Source organism: Corynebacterium freneyi, assembly GCF_030408835.1.
In the GTDB taxonomy this organism is placed as follows: Bacteria; Actinomycetota; Actinomycetes; order Mycobacteriales; family Mycobacteriaceae; genus Corynebacterium; species Corynebacterium freneyi.
The window spans coordinates 1384011-1399224 of the sequence record NZ_CP047357.1 but is presented as its reverse complement, the minus strand read 5'-3'; the positions used below and the strand labels follow the sequence as shown (position 1 = coordinate 1399224).

Here is a 15214-nt window from a genome sequence, read left to right as displayed (position 1 = left end):
CGTAAGGCTAGCCCCTATACGCCTCGGCAATTGCGTCCGCGAACACGCCACTACCCTTGAAGGTCAAGTGATTTCCCATGTTGTACTGGTACACATCGGAATCGATGACCGCAGAAACGTTGCGTTCGCCATCCGGCGCGCACATTCCCGCCTCAACGTTGGAGCGATCCTTCATATTGAGGAACATCACGCCCGTTTCGGCTGCCGCCCTCACCTGCCTGTTCTGCACGGCATTCTCCGCAGCGTTGACCATCGGCATCGACACCTGAGGAGCAAACCCGAATACGTTCACCGGACATCCGTAATGCGAACCATCCCGGGAAGTGAATTCCGGATAACCGACGATCATGATCTTCGCGTTGGGCGCAGCCTGCTGGACCTTTTCCACCGCCATCACCATGGCCGTGTGGAACATCTCATCTTGGAACGCCGTGGGCGTCCACGATGCCTGGAAGGCGTCATTCGCTCCGGCGAGCAGCGTCACCAATTTGGTGCCCGAATCCAGGGCTCCGGACCTGACAGCCGCGTCGACCTGATTGTTCAGGTACTTCGGTGTTGGAGTAAACACCACCGTTCCGTTGCAGGTGTAGTCCCTCAGTTCCAGGTCAACCTGATTTGCCACGAGCCGGGAGATGTTGCGCACCGACTGCGCACAGCCGCCGGCCCCCACCTCCACGGGAGACATCTGCCCCGCGTCAGCGGGGTACGAGTCACCGAACGCGACGTAATTGCCCGCAGGAGACGCCATGGCGTGAGGGGCGACAAATGCAGAGGCAACCACCAGTCCTGCGACGCCAACCACCGACAGTGCCCGCTTGCACACGGATCGCTTGGTCATTGAATTTCGTGATTCTTTCTCTAGATCGATGCCGTCACAAAAGCAAATGCCCGCAGGAAGCTACTTCGCGAACTTACGGAGGACGATCAGAGCAGCGCCGAGCATGGCGGCGAGCCCACCGGCCAGGAGGAACATCCAGGCCTCGACACCGGTCTGAGCCAGGCCGGACGGAGCCTCGGCGGCCTTGTTGATCTCGGCGGGAGCCGGCTTGGCCTCCTCGGCAGCCTTGCCGTCGCCCTCCGGCTTCTCCGGAGCCGGGGCCTCCTCCTCGGCCGGAGCCTCGGGGGCCTCCGGAGTCGGGGGCTCCGGAACCTCAATGCCCGGCGTGTCCAGGTTGGCGGAGCCCAGCGAAGCGGAACCCAGGGCAGCGGAGCCGGCGGCACTGGAGTCAACCGCAGACGAACCCAGGGCCGACGAACCCAGCGCCGAGGACCCAGCGGCGGACGAGCCCAGCGCCGAGGAGCCCAGAGCGGAGGAACCGAGAGCCGACGAACCCCCGATGACGATGGCGGCGATGGCCAGGCCGGACTGCGCCTGCGCTCCAGCAGTCGGCGCGGCGATCGCCGCCCCCGACACGAGCATCGACGTCGCGACACCCACGGACGCGACGCGGCGAGTGATCTTCTTCATACTAGCTTCCTTCCGGCGGTCAATTCTTGACGGACTATTGAATCTTACCAAAGCGTTATTTAATTTGATACTTAAAGAGCGCCGTTCGGGCGCCCCCCCCGCAGATGAGTTCCACAACTCATTAGACATGACTTTGAATTGGCCCCCGTTTTGCAATAATCCCGGCCAGTTCCGGGCCAGGCGCACCTTTCGTCGCCGGCAGATCGGCTTGAGAAGCACATCACCCGGCGATCACGACCCGACCATGCCAAAGGCGGCGCACCGCCCCACCGGTGCGCCGCCTCGTCGTCACGCAACGGCCCTGCTCAGGGCCCATGCCGGACCTTCTGGCCGGGACCTCTAGTACACGACCCCGAACACCCAGCCCAACAACGTCATGGCCGCCGCGGAAACGACCACCAGGGCGATGATGTTGAGCCAAATGCCGGCGCGAACCATGTTGCCCATCGACACGTAACCCGAGCCGTACGCGATGGCGTTCGGCGGGGTGGCCACCGGCATCATGAACGCCGACGTCGCAGCCAACGCCACCGGCACCGCCAGCAGCATCTGATCGATGCCCAGACCAATGGCCATCGCACCAACCAACGGCAGGAACGTCGCAGCCGTCGCCGTGTTCGACGTGAACTCCGTCAGCACCAGCACCACCAGGCCCACAGCGACGACCAACAGGGCAATCGGCAGGAACCCGAGGCTCGACATCTGGTCGCCGATCCAGTCCGACAGGCCCGACTCGGTGAACTGCTTCGACAACGCGAGGCCGCCGCCGAACAGCAACAGCACGCCCCACGGCAACTCCAGGGCGTCCTCCCACCGCAGCAGCTTCACGCCGTTCGGCCCGCCCGGAATGATGAACAGCGCGATGCCGACCGCCATGGCGATGACGGCGTCGGCGATCATCGTCTCCGGCCACAGCACGGGCACGAACACCCACGCCGCCGCGGCGACGAAGAACACCATCAGCACGCGACGCTCGCCCTGCGACATGCCGCCGAGCTTGCCCAACTCCTCGCGCATCAGGGCGCGGCCACCGGGAATGTGGTCGATCTCCGGCTTGAAGATCACGTTCGTCAGCACGAACCACGCCGCCGCCATCAGCACCACGGCCACCGGCACACCGAGCAGCATCCACTGGCCGAAGCCGATGTTCACGCCCTGCTCGGCCATGTACGCCGCCAACATCGCGTTCGGCGGAGTGCCGATGATCGTGCCCAGCGAACCGATCGACGCCGCGTACGCGATGCCCAGCATCAACGCGATGCCGAAGTTCGACTGCGGCTCCGGGTCGGTGGAGTGCTCGTACTGCTGCTCCCCCGCCTCGCCGGCCACGGCGTCGCCGTCGGCCTCGAGGATCTCGGCCTCGCCTTCGGACAGCGACGCGTGCCGGTAACCGCCCGTGCGGGACGGGGCCCCCTCCTTCGCCGCCTTCGCCTCATCCCGGAGCATGCCCACGATGAGCGACAGGACGGACACGCCGATGGGCAACATCATCACGGCGGTGGCGGTGTTGGACACCCACATCGACAGGAAGCCGGTGGCGATCATGAAGCCCAGGATCAGCATCTTCGGCGACGACCCCATGGCCACCAGCACCCACAGCGCCACGCGCTTGTGCAGGTTCCACCGCTGCATGCCCAGGGCCAGCAGGAACCCGCCCATGAACAGGAAGATCGTCGGCGCGGTGTACTGCCCCGAAAAGTCGCCGATCTTCGCAATCCCCAGCGCCGGGAACAGCACCAGCGGCAGCAGCGCCGTGACGGTGATCGGGATGGCCTCCGACATCCACCACGCGGCCATGAGCACGGCGATCGCCGCGGTGCCGCGCAGCATGTGGTCGAGATCCGACGGCATGAAGTAGTACACCGCCAGGGCGAGGACCACGCCCGTGATCAGTCCGAATCTTTTGCGGAATAGTTCGCGGGGGCCGTCGCCCCGATCCTGCTGGCCCGGTGACAACTCCGCGGCCGCGCTGGCCGAGGTCCGTCCGGTTGGGTGTGCGGTCGACATCGTGACGTCGCTCCCTCTGCACGGGCGCCGCCGTTCGATCGGTGTAGTCCGTCACGGCGCCGGATGAACGTGGTACAAACCCACAATATCGCATTGACAACCGTGGCCTATCACCGCCCGAGGGTGCCCCCGAATCAGGGTGTTGCCGCGCCCGGCGCTCCTCCGGCGTGCGGTCCCGGCATGGGCGGCATTGCTTGGCGACGCCCGCCCTTTCCGTTCTTCGACCCGTAGGTCAGGCGCCGGTGGACGGCCTCCAGCGGCCCGGGCTTGTCCGCCTTGGCCAGCAGCCATGCGGCGATGAGGGTGAACAGCCACACGCCGGTGGCCCACAGGCAGATGATGGTCACCGACTCATCGGTGAACAGGTCCAGGCTCCACGATCCGGCGAGCACGAGGAACAACACCGACTGGGTGACGTAGCCGGACATGGACCGCTGGCCCAGCGCCTGCAACATGCCCAGGGGCAACGGCGGCGCGAGGGTGTCGCCCCGGGCGGCGGCCTCGCGGATGCGGCGCTGCGTCGGCAGGCACACCAGCGCGATGAGGGCGACGAGCCCCGGACCGGCGAACAGGCCGGCGGCGTCGCTGAGCCCCTGCGTCCAGGCCGCGTCGACGACCCCGAGCGTGTCCAGTCCCGCCGGCACACCGGTGACCACTGCGGCGGTGATGCCGAAGGCGGCGACGATGGACAGCAGCCGAACGTGAGCGGCCGATTCCTCCAGCACCCGCATCCGGGCGGCGACGAGACCGACGAGCATCAGCGCCATCAGCTGCGGCCCGGCGATCGCAATGACGAAAGGCGAGGACACGACGGCGATGACGCCGACGACGAGCTGTTGGCCCACGAAGCCTTCGCCCATGAAGGGCAGCAAGGTGTCGTCGGCGCCGGAGAACACGGCGTCTTCGATGTCACCGTTCATTCCGGCGGTGAGGAAACTGATCCCGATGGACACCACGCCGAGCACGCCGGCGATCCACAGCAGCGTCCTGTTCTTCAGCGGCACGAGGAACGTGACGATGAGCCCCAACAGCGAGTACAGGAGCAGAATGTCGCCGAAGAAAAGAAAGATCGCGTGGATGACTCCGAACAGCGCCAACCACCCGTACCTCTTCAACAACAGCGCCCGCGCCGCAGGCCACGGGGCGCAGCGCCGGTACTCGCGCATGACCAGCATGCCGATGCCGTAGCCGAACAGCGTCGCGAACATCGGCAGCCCGCGGGTGTGCACGAGGACGTCGTTGAGCACGATGACGAATTCGTCGGTCGGCAGGGAGCGCTCGTCCCCCGTCGACGGCGAGCCCATCATCAGCCACGCCGTCACCGCATTGGCCACGGCGATGCCCAGCAGCATGAAGCCGCGCGCCACGTCCGGCGCCAGGATTCGCTCCATCGTCCGCTACCGTCCGACGTTATCGCGCACGCACTCGAGGTACTCCGGTGTGGTGTTGCCCAGGTGGCCGCACTTTTCGTCGGCTTCTTCGATGACGTTTTGCGCGGCGACGATCAGCGCCAACGAAATGGCGATGGCCAATGCGCCGGTGATGACTCCGATGAGGCCCATGCCGAACGCGCCGCCCGTGCGGGGTTCGCGGCCGGCGGCCTCGATGCGCTTGTGCGCGCGGATGGACTTCACGATCGCGATGAGCCCGAGAATCACCGCGACCGCGCCCACCGGCGCACCGATGATGAACGCCGACGTGATGAGCCCGCCGAGACCCGTGACCAGGGAAATGAGTCCGAGCTGGCGACCGACGGACGAACCGTCGATGCCGTCGGGCCCGTATCCGTCGGTGGCGAGATTGCTCATTGCGGTGGTGCTCCTGTTGGTCGAAAGGTCAGACGGGGAAGGATCAGTTCAGTCCGAGGCGGTCGAAGATCTCGTCCTCGACGCACGCATCGAACGCATCAGGGTCGTCGATGAGGTGCTCGCACCCCGAGACCGCGCCGGCACCCAGCCACACCGCCCAGAGCATGAAGGCGGCGATGAACAACCCGACGAGCGAAAAAATGATGCCGAGAATCGACATCGCCGTGGTGCCGCCGGTCTGCACCGGTCCGAGCTTGCGGGCCTTCGACGCGGCGCGCAGGGCGAAGATGGCGAAGACGATCGCCGCGATGGCCAGCACACCGCCGAAAATCACGGGCGCCAGCGGGATGGAGAGCAAACCAAGGATCAGCGCCGTGACCGCCAGGCCCGTACCCGTCGACACCGCCGGAGCCGTCGAGGCCATCGGCGCCATCGGCTGACCGACGGGCGCCTGGTACGGATTGTTCGACGAATAGTCGTAGCTGCCCTGGTAGCCGGCACCGGCGTCGAAGCCCTGGGCGCCCGGGAATCCCTGCCCCTGCCCGGGCTGCGGCGTGTCGAACGGGTCGTATCCGGCGTTATCGGGTCGCGACATCGGGATTCCTTCCTGCGGTGGTTGACTCCTGCGGCTCATTCTCCTGCGGGTGCCAACGGTACCCCACCCGGCCCGGCGCGCCGGGCGTCATCACCAGTTGCGCAGGTAACCGATGCGGTCGCGCAACTGCTGCTCCGTGCACAGGGCGGTCGGCGGGCCACCGCAGTTGCGGCGCACCTCGTTGTGGATCTGCCCGTGCTTGCGGCCCGTGCGCGCCGCCGTCATGGCGACGAGGGTGTTGAGCTCCTTGCGCAACTTCGGGATCACGTCGCTGGCCACCCCGCCCGGCCGGGGCATGGGCACCTCCGGCGCGCCACCGGACTCGGGCTTCGCTTCCGCCGCGTCGAGCTCACCCGTCTTCCGTTCGTGCTCGGCCTTCGCCGTCGACGCCTTCAACTGCTCCTCCTGGCGCTTCCGCAGCAGAGTGCGCATCGACTCCGCGTCGAGAAGCCCCGGCAAGCCCAGGTAATCGGCCTCCTCCTCCGAACCGGCCATTGTGGCCGTGCCGTAGGAGGAACCGTCGTAGATGAGATAGTCGAGCTCCGCGTCGGCCCCCAACGACTCGTAGGCCGGCAGCTCATCGGGCTCGTTGCGGGTGCGGTTGGCCTCGGCGACCAGGTCATCGTCCCAACCCTCGCTCGGACGGTGCGGCTTGCCCAACACATGGTTGCGCTGGACCTCCATCTGCGACGCCAAATCCAGCAGCACCGGCACCGACGGCAGGAACACCGACGCGGTCTCGCCGGGGCGGCGCGAACGAACGAACCGGCCGATGGCCTGCGCGAAAAACAGCGGCGTCGACGAACTGGTCGCATACACGCCCACCGCCAACCGGGGCACGTCGACGCCCTCGGACACCATGCGCACCGCGACCATCCACTCGTCGGTGGAATCGGAGAACGTCTGGATCCGCTCCGACGAACCCGGTTCGTCGGAAAGCACCAACGCCACCGGAGTGGAACTGAGCTGCTCCAGCACCCGCTTGTAGGCGCGCGCGGTCGTCGCATCCGTGGCGATGACCAACCCGCCGGCGTCCGGAATGTGCTTGCGCATCTGCAGCAACCGCGTGTGCGCGGCCCGCAGCACCGACGGAATCCAATCGCCGCCCGGGTCCAGCGCCGTGCGCCACGCCCGGGTCGTCTCCTCCGGGCTCATGATCGTGCCCAGCCGCGCCGCGAACTCCTCGCCGGCCGAGTCCCGCCACCGGGCCTCGCCCGAATACGCCAGGAACACCACCGGGCGAACCACCCCGTCGCGCAGAGCGTCGGCGTACCCGTAGACGTGGTCGGCGACGGACTTCAGATGCCCCTCACCGTCTTCGGCGTACCGCACGAACGGAATCGCGGCGTCGTCGGAACGAAACGGCGTACCCGTCAGGCACAGACGGCGCTCCGCACCCCCGTACGCCTCGGCGATGCCGTCGCCCCAGCTCTTCGCGTCACCGCCGTGGTGGACCTCGTCGAGGATCACCAGCGTCGGCCGCGCATCGGCGACGGCGCGATGCTTGAACGGGTGCACCGCCACCTGGGCGTACGTCACCACGATGCCGTGGTAGGCCGGGTTGACCACTCCCTTGGCGTTGGTGAACGCCGGGTCCAGCGCGATGCCCGACCGCGCCGCCGACTCCGCCCACTGCACCTTCAGATGCTCGGTGGGCACGACGACGATCACCCGCTCGACGATTCGGCGGGCCAGCAGCTCGGCGGCGATGCGCAGCGCGAATGTCGTCTTGCCCGCGCCGGGGGTCGCCACCGCGAGGAAGTCACGCGGGTTGGTGGACAGGTACTTGTCCAGCGCCTCCTGCTGCCATTTGCGCAGGCCGCTCACTTGCGGCGGAGGGTCTTGTAGATCCGCTCGCATTCCGGGCACACCGGCGAGCCGGGCTTGGCCGACTTGGTCACCGGGAACGTTTCGCCGCACAGGGCGACGACGTAGCTGCCCGACACGGCGGAGTCGACGATCCGGTCCTTCTTGACGTAATGGAAGAACTTCGGGGTGTCATCGCGCGTCGTCTCGTCGACGCGGGTGTCGGTCCGTTCGATGGTCTTCGTGGTCTTCAGGGGCGTGCTCACGGTTCCCGATTGTGCACCATCGGCCGGATCGGCAGGCGCCCGGCCCCGGAACCGGCCCGGCACTGCGGGAGTTTGCGCGGCGAGTACCGTTGTGGCCATGGCGAATCGGCGGACGAACCGCCGGGGCAGGCGCGGCCCCGAAGCGGTGCTGATCACGGACGCGCGGCAGTCCCGCATTCGCAACTACAACTACCGTCGGCACACCTACGCGGTGTTGCAGTGGTCGCGCATTCCGTTGCTGTTGCTGGCCGCCGCCGCGTTTTTGTGGTGGGACCTGGCGTGGTTGGCGGCGATCCTCACCGTGTTGTCGGTGCCGATGCCGTGGGTTGCTGTGGTCATCGCCAATGGCGTGGGTGAGCCGGCGGACAAGCGGTCGCCGCGGGTGTACAAGCCGGGCGTCGTGCGCGAGCAGAATCGCAGGTGGGAGGAGGCGCAGCGGGAACGGCTGGCCCGGCTTTCCGACGGCCCCTCCCACGCCCTGACCGCCGGCGGGTCCGGTGCCACCAGCGATTCCGACGCCGATCCGCGCGACGTGAATTTGCCGGCCGTTCGCGGCGACGAGGTCGGCGTCGGCCCCTACGGGGGTATCGATCCGTCGATGATCATCGACATGGAAGACGATGACGCGGACGCAGATGACCCGGCCGACGCCGACCAGAACCCAACCACCGAATCACGGGAGAACCGCAAGAAGTGAGCACCGATCCGATCGTGACCCCGCCCTCGGACGAGGAGCTTGCCGGGCTGCCGGCCCTCGCCCCGCGTTTGGCCGATGCGTTGCGCGGCTTGGGCTACGGGGTGTCCGGCCTGCGTCAGTTGCTTGACGACGACGGCCTGGCCGCCCTCGACCGGGGCGAACCGGAGGCGGTGGTGTGCAAGATCGATCTCGCGTTGGACCGGCCGGGGCTGGCCGCGGTCGTCTCCGCGTTCATCGTGGGAGATGCCGTGGACCTGGTGCCGTGGCTGGGTGAAGAACTCGTCGCCGACTGCATTCGCTGCGGAGTGCTGCGCAACGTCGGAGACGCGGGGCAGCACCCCCGTCATGCCGCGGCCATCGATGCGCGCCCCGTGGAGGTCGACGGCGTGGAGCGGCTGGTCTTCTCCGACCGCGACGCCTCCATGACCGATCATGTTCCCGGCCCGGACCACGTTCTGGGGGTGGGCCGGGCATCGCGGTCCCTGTTGGACATCACGCCGATGGATCCCGTCGGCTCCGCCCTGGATCTGGGGGCCGGATGCGGGGTGCAGGCGCTCGGACAGCATGGCGCCGGTTCCATCACGGCCACCGACGTCCACCCCAGGGCGTGCCTGTTCGCGGAGGCGACGCTGGCCGCGGCGGGTCTGGCCGACTCCTCGGAGGTTCTGGTCGGCTCGTGGTTCCAGCCGGTGGCGGGTCGCCGTTTCGACCGCATCGTCGCCAACCCGCCGTTCGTCGTCGGCGTGCCGGAGGTCGGCCACGTCTACCGCGACTCCGGTCTCGACCTCGACGGCGCCACCGAGTTGATGTTGCGCGAGGTGCCGGATCACCTCGAGCCCGACGGCACCGCGCATCTGCTGGGCGCGTGGGCGCACGTCGATTCCGGCGATGGGGCGGATTGGGCCTCTCGCGTGGCGTCGTGGTTGCCGAAGGAGGGCGTCGAGGCGTGGATCATCCAGCGCGACGTCGTCGACCCGGCCGCCTACGTGGGCACGTGGCTTCGCGACGAGTCCATCGACCCGCGGAGCGCCGGGGGCCGGGCGAAGACCCGCCGGTGGCTCGACCATTTCGCCGCCAACGACGTCGTGGGCATCGGTTTCGGCTACATCACGCTGCAGCGCGTCGACGGGCCTTCGTCGATCACGTGCGAGGACATGCCACAGCCGTTGGGTGGGCCGTTCCGCGACGAGGCGGCCGAGTGGTTGCTGCGCACCGCCTGGCTGCGCGACCGAAACGCCGGGGACATTCTCGACGCCCGGTACCGGGTCCGGCCGGGCGTGGCCGTCGAGCGAGTCGAGCTGGCCGGCACCGAGGCCGATCCGGAGCAGGGCTTCTCCCCCGCCGCCCTGCGCATCACCCGCACCGATGGGCCGCGATGGAGCCATGACACCGATGACGCCGTCGTGCGCATCCTGTCCGCGATCACTCCGGACGCGCCGCTGGCGACGGTGCTCGACGTCATGGCCATGCTCGGAGCGCTTCCGGAGGACGGCCTCGACGACGTCAAGGAGGCGCTCGTCCCCGTCGTCGTCGACCTGGTCCGGCATGGGCTGCTGTTGCCGGCCGAGTTGCTTGACGACGCCGACGCCCACGACGAGTAGCCGACGCGCCTGACGCGGCCACAAGCGCGTCGAACGAAACCAACCAGCCGAACGAGACCAACGAGAAGGAGACGGCGAACACATGAAGGCGGTCGTGACCAGGGTGACGCGTGCGGCGGTGCGCGTCGACGGAGAAGTCGTCGGGGAAATCGACGGCGGCGACACCGGCGGGCTGCTCGCCCTCGTCGGCGTCGGGCGGGACGACGATCCGGACGCGTGGGAGACGATGGCGCGCAAGATCGCCGAATTGCGCATCCTCGACGGCGAGAAGTCGGCCGTCGACGTGGGCGCTCCGGTTCTGGTGGTCAGCCAGTTCACGCTCATGGGCGCGACGAAGAAGGGCCGCAGACCGTCGTGGACCGACGCCGCACCGGGTGAGGTGGCCGAGCCGGTCATCGCGAAGATCGTCGGCCGACTGCGCGAACGCGGCCTCGAGGTCGCCGAGGGACGGTTCGGGGCGATGATGGACGTCGAGTCGGTCAACTCCGGTCCCTTTACCGTGCTCGTGGAATGTTGATCCGACACCCGTCGAGCCTGGCGTCGGCACACTGAACCGTTCCCAGGTGTCACCGTCGTAAAGCATTGCCCCTCCCCCGAAATGGGGCACCAAAAGACGACGTGGAACGCTTCCCGGTAGTGCGAAATCGGCGACGTGACGCACTTCACCTGCAGTTTTGCCGAAGAAACACAAAGGTCGACCCGAATTCCCCCATTCGACTCGTCACCGATATGCCGCGGCGGGAACAAACCGAGGCGCCGGTCCGTTGGACCGGGTGAGATCGTCGACTTCCCAAGGAAAGGCCGGATCACATGACTAGTGCCGATGTCCGAACTGACGAGCGCGAAACCCGGGAGCGAGATACCGGGCGCCGCAGCGGGAACAACAACAACCCTTCCGCGGATCTGGTTCGCGTGTACCTCAACGGAATCGGCAAGACGGCCTTGCTCAGTGCGGAGGAAGAGGTCGAACTCTCCAAGCGCATTGAAGCCGGCGTTTACGCCGAACACCTGCTGAAGACCGGCGCGAAGATGACCCGCGCCAAGAAGCGCGACGCGAAGATCATCGCCAAGGACGGCAAGGCCGCCCGCGCTCACCTGCTGGAAGCGAACCTGCGCCTGGTGGTGTCGCTGGCCAAGCGCTACACCGGCCGCGGCATGCCGCTGCTGGACCTCATCCAGGAGGGCAACCTTGGTCTCATCCGCGCGATGGAGAAGTTCGACTACACCAAGGGCTTCAAGTTCTCCACGTACGCGACCTGGTGGATCCGCCAGGCCATCACCCGCGGCATGGCCGACCAGTCGCGCACCATCCGCCTGCCCGTCCACCTGGTCGAGCAGGTCAACAAGATCTCCCGCATCAAGCGCGAGCTGTACCAGCAGCTGGGCCGCGAGGCCACCAACGAGGAGCTGGCCGAGGAGTCCGGCATCCCCGAGGCCAAGATCGAAATGCTGCTGCGCCAGTCCCGCGACCCGGTGAGCCTGGACATGCCGGTGGGCACCGACGAGGAAGCGCCGCTGGGCGACTTCATCGAGGACTCGGAGGCCACCGACGCCGAAGAGGCCGTCGTCGCGTCGCTGCGCCACCACGACGTCCGCCGCGTGCTGTCGACGCTGGAGATCCGGGAGCAGGAGGTCATCAAGCTGCGCTACGGCCTCGATGACGGCCTGCCCCGCACCCTCGATCAGATCGGCCGCCACTTCGGCCTGTCCCGCGAGCGCGTCCGCCAGATCGAGCGCGAGGTCATGGCCAAGCTGCGCGAGGGCGAGCGCGCCGACAAGCTGCGCGCCTACGCCAAATAGCCCCGCTTTCCCGGAGTTCCCGGTCGCCGGGATCCCCGCGGGAACATCCGCCGCCCCGTCACCGCATCCGCTCGGTGACGGGGCGCGCCGCTTTGTCGGGAACAAACGAACCCCGGTTGCGGTTATTGTTGAAGTATTCGCGCCGCCCGTCGCCACGTCGATGGCGCGGCGCGCCGCCGCGCACGCGCGCGGGCAGACGTTTTGAGCCCCCGGAGGACAGCAGTGAAGGACCTGGTAGACACCACGGAGATGTATTTGCGCACCGTCTTCGAGCTCGAAGAAGAGGGCATCATCCCCCTGCGTGCCCGAATCGCCGAGCGGCTGGAGCAGTCCGGCCCGACGGTGAGCCAGACGGTGGCCCGCATGGAACGCGACGGCCTGCTGTCGGTCGCCCCGGACCGCAGCTTGAAGTTGTCTGAGGAGGGCCGCGCCCGCGCGACGGCGGTTATGCGCAAGCACCGGCTGGCGGAGCGCCTGCTCACCGACGTCATCGGGCTGGAGTGGGACAAGGTCCACGACGAGGCCTGCCGGTGGGAGCACGTGATGAGCGACGAGGTCGAGCGCAAGCTGCTCGACGTCCTCGACGAGCACACGGTGTCGCCGTTCGGCAACCCCATCCCGGGGCTGGAGGAACTGGATTCGACCGCCGCGGCTGACCTGCCGGCCGACGCCGTCCGCCTGTCCGAGCTGCCCGAGGGCGGCCCGCACCATGTGACGGTGTTGCAGATCAACGAGATTCTTCAGGTCGAGCCGACCTACATGAAGCGGCTTCACACCGCCGGCATCATGCCGGGCGCCGAAGCCGAGGTCGAGCTCCATCCGGGGCGTGTGACGTTGGCGCGTGGCGATCATTCGCTGGACATCCCGGATACGCTCTCCCACGCGGTGATGGTGGTGCACGACAAGTGAAACTCCTGGTGACGGGTGGTGCCGGTTACGTCGGTGGCGTGACCGCCGCCGTCCTGCTGTCCGGGGGCCACGAGGTGACGGTCCTCGACGATCTGTCGACGGGCAATCGCGACGGCGTGCCCGAAGGCGCCGAGTTCATCGAGGCCAACGTCGCCGACGTCATCGGCGACGTGCTTTCCGACGGCGCATTCGACGGGGTGCTGCATTTCGCGGCGCGTTCCCTGGTCGGAGAATCCGTGGAGGTGCCGGCGGAGTACTGGCACGGCAACGTCGGCACCACGCTGACGTTGCTCGACGCGATGCGCGACACGAACACGGACAACCTGGTGTTCTCCTCCACCGCCGCGACCTACGGCGAGCCGACGCAGGTGCCGATCACCGAGGACATGCCCACCGCCCCGACCAACGCGTACGGCGCGACGAAGCTGTCCATCGACTACGCCATCACCTCCTACGCCCGGGCCTACGGGCTGGGGGCGACGAGCCTGCGGTACTTCAACGTCGCCGGCGCGTGGAACGGCCACGGCGAAAACCGCGTAGTGGAAACGCATCTCATCCCCCTGGTGCTGCAGGTGGCGTTGGGCCACCGCGACAAGATCATGGTCTTCGGCAACGACTGGCCGACGGCCGACGGCACTGCGGTGCGCGACTACATCCACGTCAAGGACCTCGCCGACGCCCACCTGCTGGCGTTGGGCTCGAATGAGGCGGGCACGCACCGCATCTTCAACCTCGGCTCCGGCGACGGGTACTCGGTCCGCCAGGTCATCGACACCTGCCGCGAGGTAACCGGCCACCCGATCCCGGCGGAGGATGCCCCGCGCCGCGGCGGAGACCCGGCGACCCTCATCGCCTCGTCCGCCCGCGCCATTTCCGAGTTGGGGTGGGATCCGAAGTTGACGGATCTGAAGACCATCGTCTCCGACGCGTGGAAGTTCACCGAGTCCCTCGGCGACCGCGCGCATTCCGCCCGCCGCTGATCGACAGTTTTTCGTCGGACCAGTACTCGCCGTCTTCCGGATGCACCTCACCGAGGATGGCGGTGGTGGCCTCCAGCATCGACCGAAGGGCTTCCTCGCCCCGCCCCGAGGTCATGGCGACCAGGAGCAGCTGGGACAGCGAATGCCCGGGGTCGGTGAGCAGCGCCGCGTCGAGTGCGGCTCGGGCGATGGTGGCGTTGCCGTGGACGTGGCGGTCGATGGCGTAGCAGGCCAGGGCGTTGGCCCGCGCCGTTCCCCGGAAGATGCGGGCGCAGCCGAGCCACAGCGCCCGGACGGTGTCTTCGGCGTCGCCGAGGATCTCGCACATGGTCAGGTCGCGCAGCAACAAGCTGACCAACGGCCGGGCCAGGGTGCGCAGGTGCATCGGTTCGGTCAGCGCATCGTCGACGCTGATGTCGCCCCGGTCGACCGCGCCGACGAGGGACAACCATTCGAGGTGATGCTCGCGCACCAGCTCCATCGCCTGCGACCCGGACCCACCGTCGGCGCGCCGAAGCCCCCGGACGTCGTCGTCGGCGCGGCGCAACGCCTCCCCCGCCGCGATCCGCAAGCCCGCGGGTTCGGGGCGAAACCGCTCCCGCAACGATTCCACGTTCGCCGCGATGGCCTCTCCGCTCGAGTGCAGCCTGTCGGAGGCCCAGGACACCGCCGGGTCGCCGAGGACGCCGAGCAGGTACCCGTCGGCATCGGTCACCGACGCACCGGCGTACACGGCGTCGACTCCCGCGAACTGCACGACGTCGATGTCGAAGTCCTCCAGCGCCGCCACGATTCCGTCGCACCGACGACGAAGGCCGCGACCGTCATCCGTACCGTCATCCGTACCGCCGCAGTCACCGTCACCGCCGCCGGGCCACGCTTCGGAAATCACGTAGACGTCGGCGCGCTCGTGGCCTTCGGCGGCCATTTCGCCGGCCGCCAGGCGCACGGCGTCGACGTCCGCGCCGTCGATGCCGCGCACCAGCACCGGCCCCGGTTCGCACAGGAACCGGTCGCCGAAGACGAGCACGAGGCATTCCCTCGGGTGGTAGCCCAGCAGTCCGGGCAGGTTGGTCAGCATGTCGACGGCATCGGCGGGGTTCATGGTCGGCCCCATCGGGTACGGCGGGCGGGCATTCCGGTCGGCGTCTTGGCCTCGTGTGGTCATGGCCGCAGGATGCGTGACGCGCCGCTGAGGGGCTCGTCGTAAAGCGGTCCGGCAACCGCCTAATGTGGAGAAAACCCGTCCTGTGGAATATCTGCGGGGCGACGGTGGT

The 15214-nt window shown here is 67.9% G+C and carries 15 protein-coding genes; 6 read left to right on the top strand and 9 right to left on the bottom strand.

Annotated elements, in window-relative coordinates; translation table 11 throughout:
• Positions 1-7 precede the first annotated feature (7 nt).
• The 8 genes from CFREN_RS06325 to CFREN_RS06290 all read right to left on the bottom strand — a co-directional run bounded on the left by CFREN_RS06325 (position 8) and on the right by CFREN_RS06290 (position 7950).
• A complete protein-coding gene (locus tag CFREN_RS06325; protein WP_209653077.1) occupies positions 8-838 on the bottom strand; it encodes a GDSL-type esterase/lipase family protein in 831 nt (276 codons plus the stop codon).
• A 60-nt stretch (positions 839-898) separates the two neighbouring features.
• Entirely contained in the window at positions 899-1468 is a 570-nt protein-coding gene (locus CFREN_RS06320; RefSeq protein ID WP_209653079.1) for an LPXTG cell wall anchor domain-containing protein, read from the bottom strand.
• Between the two features lie 339 nt (positions 1469-1807).
• On the bottom strand, positions 1808-3475 hold the full coding sequence (locus CFREN_RS06315; RefSeq protein ID WP_209653081.1) for an SLC13 family permease: 1668 nt from the start codon (positions 3473-3475) through the stop codon (positions 1808-1810).
• 134 nt (positions 3476-3609) lie between these two features.
• Positions 3610-4866: a DUF418 domain-containing protein gene (locus CFREN_RS06310; RefSeq protein ID WP_070519954.1), complete on the bottom strand. Its 1257-nt coding sequence runs from the start codon at positions 4864-4866 to the stop codon at positions 3610-3612.
• 6 nt (positions 4867-4872) lie between these two features.
• Positions 4873-5283 (bottom strand): hypothetical protein, encoded by a 411-nt coding sequence (locus CFREN_RS06305; protein ID WP_070519953.1) that lies wholly within the window; start codon positions 5281-5283, stop codon positions 4873-4875.
• Between the two features lie 43 nt (positions 5284-5326).
• On the bottom strand, positions 5327-5878 hold the full coding sequence (locus tag CFREN_RS06300; RefSeq protein WP_209653083.1) for a hypothetical protein: 552 nt from the start codon (positions 5876-5878) through the stop codon (positions 5327-5329).
• Positions 5879-5968: 90 nt separating this feature from the next.
• On the bottom strand, positions 5969-7738 hold the full coding sequence (locus CFREN_RS06295) for a DEAD/DEAH box helicase (RefSeq protein WP_209653085.1): 1770 nt from the start codon (positions 7736-7738) through the stop codon (positions 5969-5971).
• On the bottom strand, positions 7702-7950 hold the full coding sequence (locus tag CFREN_RS06290; RefSeq protein WP_209653087.1) for a DUF3039 domain-containing protein: 249 nt from the start codon (positions 7948-7950) through the stop codon (positions 7702-7704). The genes CFREN_RS06295 and CFREN_RS06290 overlap by 37 nt, the downstream gene beginning before the upstream one ends.
• A 97-nt stretch (positions 7951-8047) precedes the next feature.
• On the opposite strand from CFREN_RS06290, the gene CFREN_RS06285 reads away from it, so the two are divergent.
• The 6 genes from CFREN_RS06285 (at position 8048) to galE (ending at position 13937) form a co-directional block, all read left to right on the top strand.
• Positions 8048-8647 (top strand): DUF3099 domain-containing protein, encoded by a 600-nt coding sequence (locus tag CFREN_RS06285; RefSeq protein WP_209653089.1) that lies wholly within the window; start codon positions 8048-8050, stop codon positions 8645-8647.
• Positions 8644-10248, top strand: a complete 1605-nt coding sequence (locus CFREN_RS06280; RefSeq protein WP_290252830.1) for a DUF7782 domain-containing protein — start codon at positions 8644-8646, stop codon at positions 10246-10248. Before CFREN_RS06285 ends, CFREN_RS06280 begins: the two co-directional genes overlap by 4 nt.
• An 82-nt stretch (positions 10249-10330) precedes the next feature.
• Positions 10331-10765 (top strand): D-aminoacyl-tRNA deacylase, encoded by a 435-nt coding sequence (dtd, locus tag CFREN_RS06275; protein ID WP_209653099.1) that lies wholly within the window; start codon positions 10331-10333, stop codon positions 10763-10765.
• A gap of 293 nt (positions 10766-11058) precedes the next feature.
• On the top strand, positions 11059-12048 hold the full coding sequence (locus CFREN_RS06270) for a sigma-70 family RNA polymerase sigma factor (protein WP_035121912.1): 990 nt from the start codon (positions 11059-11061) through the stop codon (positions 12046-12048).
• Positions 12049-12270: 222 nt separating this feature from the next.
• A complete protein-coding gene (locus CFREN_RS06265) occupies positions 12271-12957 on the top strand; it encodes an iron-dependent transcriptional repressor DtxR (RefSeq protein ID WP_070519942.1) in 687 nt (228 codons plus the stop codon).
• Positions 12954-13937 carry a UDP-glucose 4-epimerase GalE gene (gene galE, locus CFREN_RS06260; protein ID WP_209653100.1) on the top strand — a complete coding sequence of 328 codons (984 nt, stop codon included), beginning with the start codon at positions 12954-12956 and terminating at the stop codon, positions 13935-13937. Before CFREN_RS06265 ends, galE begins: the two co-directional genes overlap by 4 nt.
• On the opposite strand, the gene CFREN_RS06255 is transcribed toward galE, so the two are convergent.
• On the bottom strand, positions 13894-15105 hold the full coding sequence (locus tag CFREN_RS06255) for a DUF4192 family protein (protein ID WP_209653103.1): 1212 nt from the start codon (positions 15103-15105) through the stop codon (positions 13894-13896). The two genes, galE and CFREN_RS06255, sit on opposite strands and share 44 nt — an antisense overlap.
• Positions 15106-15214: the final 109 nt, after the last annotated feature.

Coding starts and splice junctions, on each gene's coding strand:
- CFREN_RS06325 (WP_209653077.1), bottom strand. CDS start 838: ATGACCAAGCGATCCGTGTGCAAGCGGGCACTGTCGGTGGTTGGCGTC.
- CFREN_RS06320 (WP_209653079.1), bottom strand. CDS start 1,468: ATGAAGAAGATCACTCGCCGCGTCGCGTCCGTGGGTGTCGCGACGTCG.
- CFREN_RS06315 (WP_209653081.1), bottom strand. CDS start 3,475: ATGTCGACCGCACACCCAACCGGACGGACCTCGGCCAGCGCGGCCGCG.
- CFREN_RS06310 (WP_070519954.1), bottom strand. CDS start 4,866: ATGGAGCGAATCCTGGCGCCGGACGTGGCGCGCGGCTTCATGCTGCTG.
- CFREN_RS06305 (WP_070519953.1), bottom strand. CDS start 5,283: ATGAGCAATCTCGCCACCGACGGATACGGGCCCGACGGCATCGACGGT.
- CFREN_RS06300 (WP_209653083.1), bottom strand. CDS start 5,878: ATGTCGCGACCCGATAACGCCGGATACGACCCGTTCGACACGCCGCAG.
- CFREN_RS06295 (WP_209653085.1), bottom strand. CDS start 7,738: ATGCGAGCGGATCTACAAGACCCTCCGCCGCAAGTGAGCGGCCTGCGC.
- CFREN_RS06285 (WP_209653089.1), top strand. CDS start 8,048: ATGGCGAATCGGCGGACGAACCGCCGGGGCAGGCGCGGCCCCGAAGCG.
- dtd (WP_209653099.1), top strand. CDS start 10,331: ATGAAGGCGGTCGTGACCAGGGTGACGCGTGCGGCGGTGCGCGTCGAC.
- CFREN_RS06270 (WP_035121912.1), top strand. CDS start 11,059: ATGACTAGTGCCGATGTCCGAACTGACGAGCGCGAAACCCGGGAGCGA.
- CFREN_RS06255 (WP_209653103.1), bottom strand. CDS start 15,105: ATGACCACACGAGGCCAAGACGCCGACCGGAATGCCCGCCCGCCGTAC.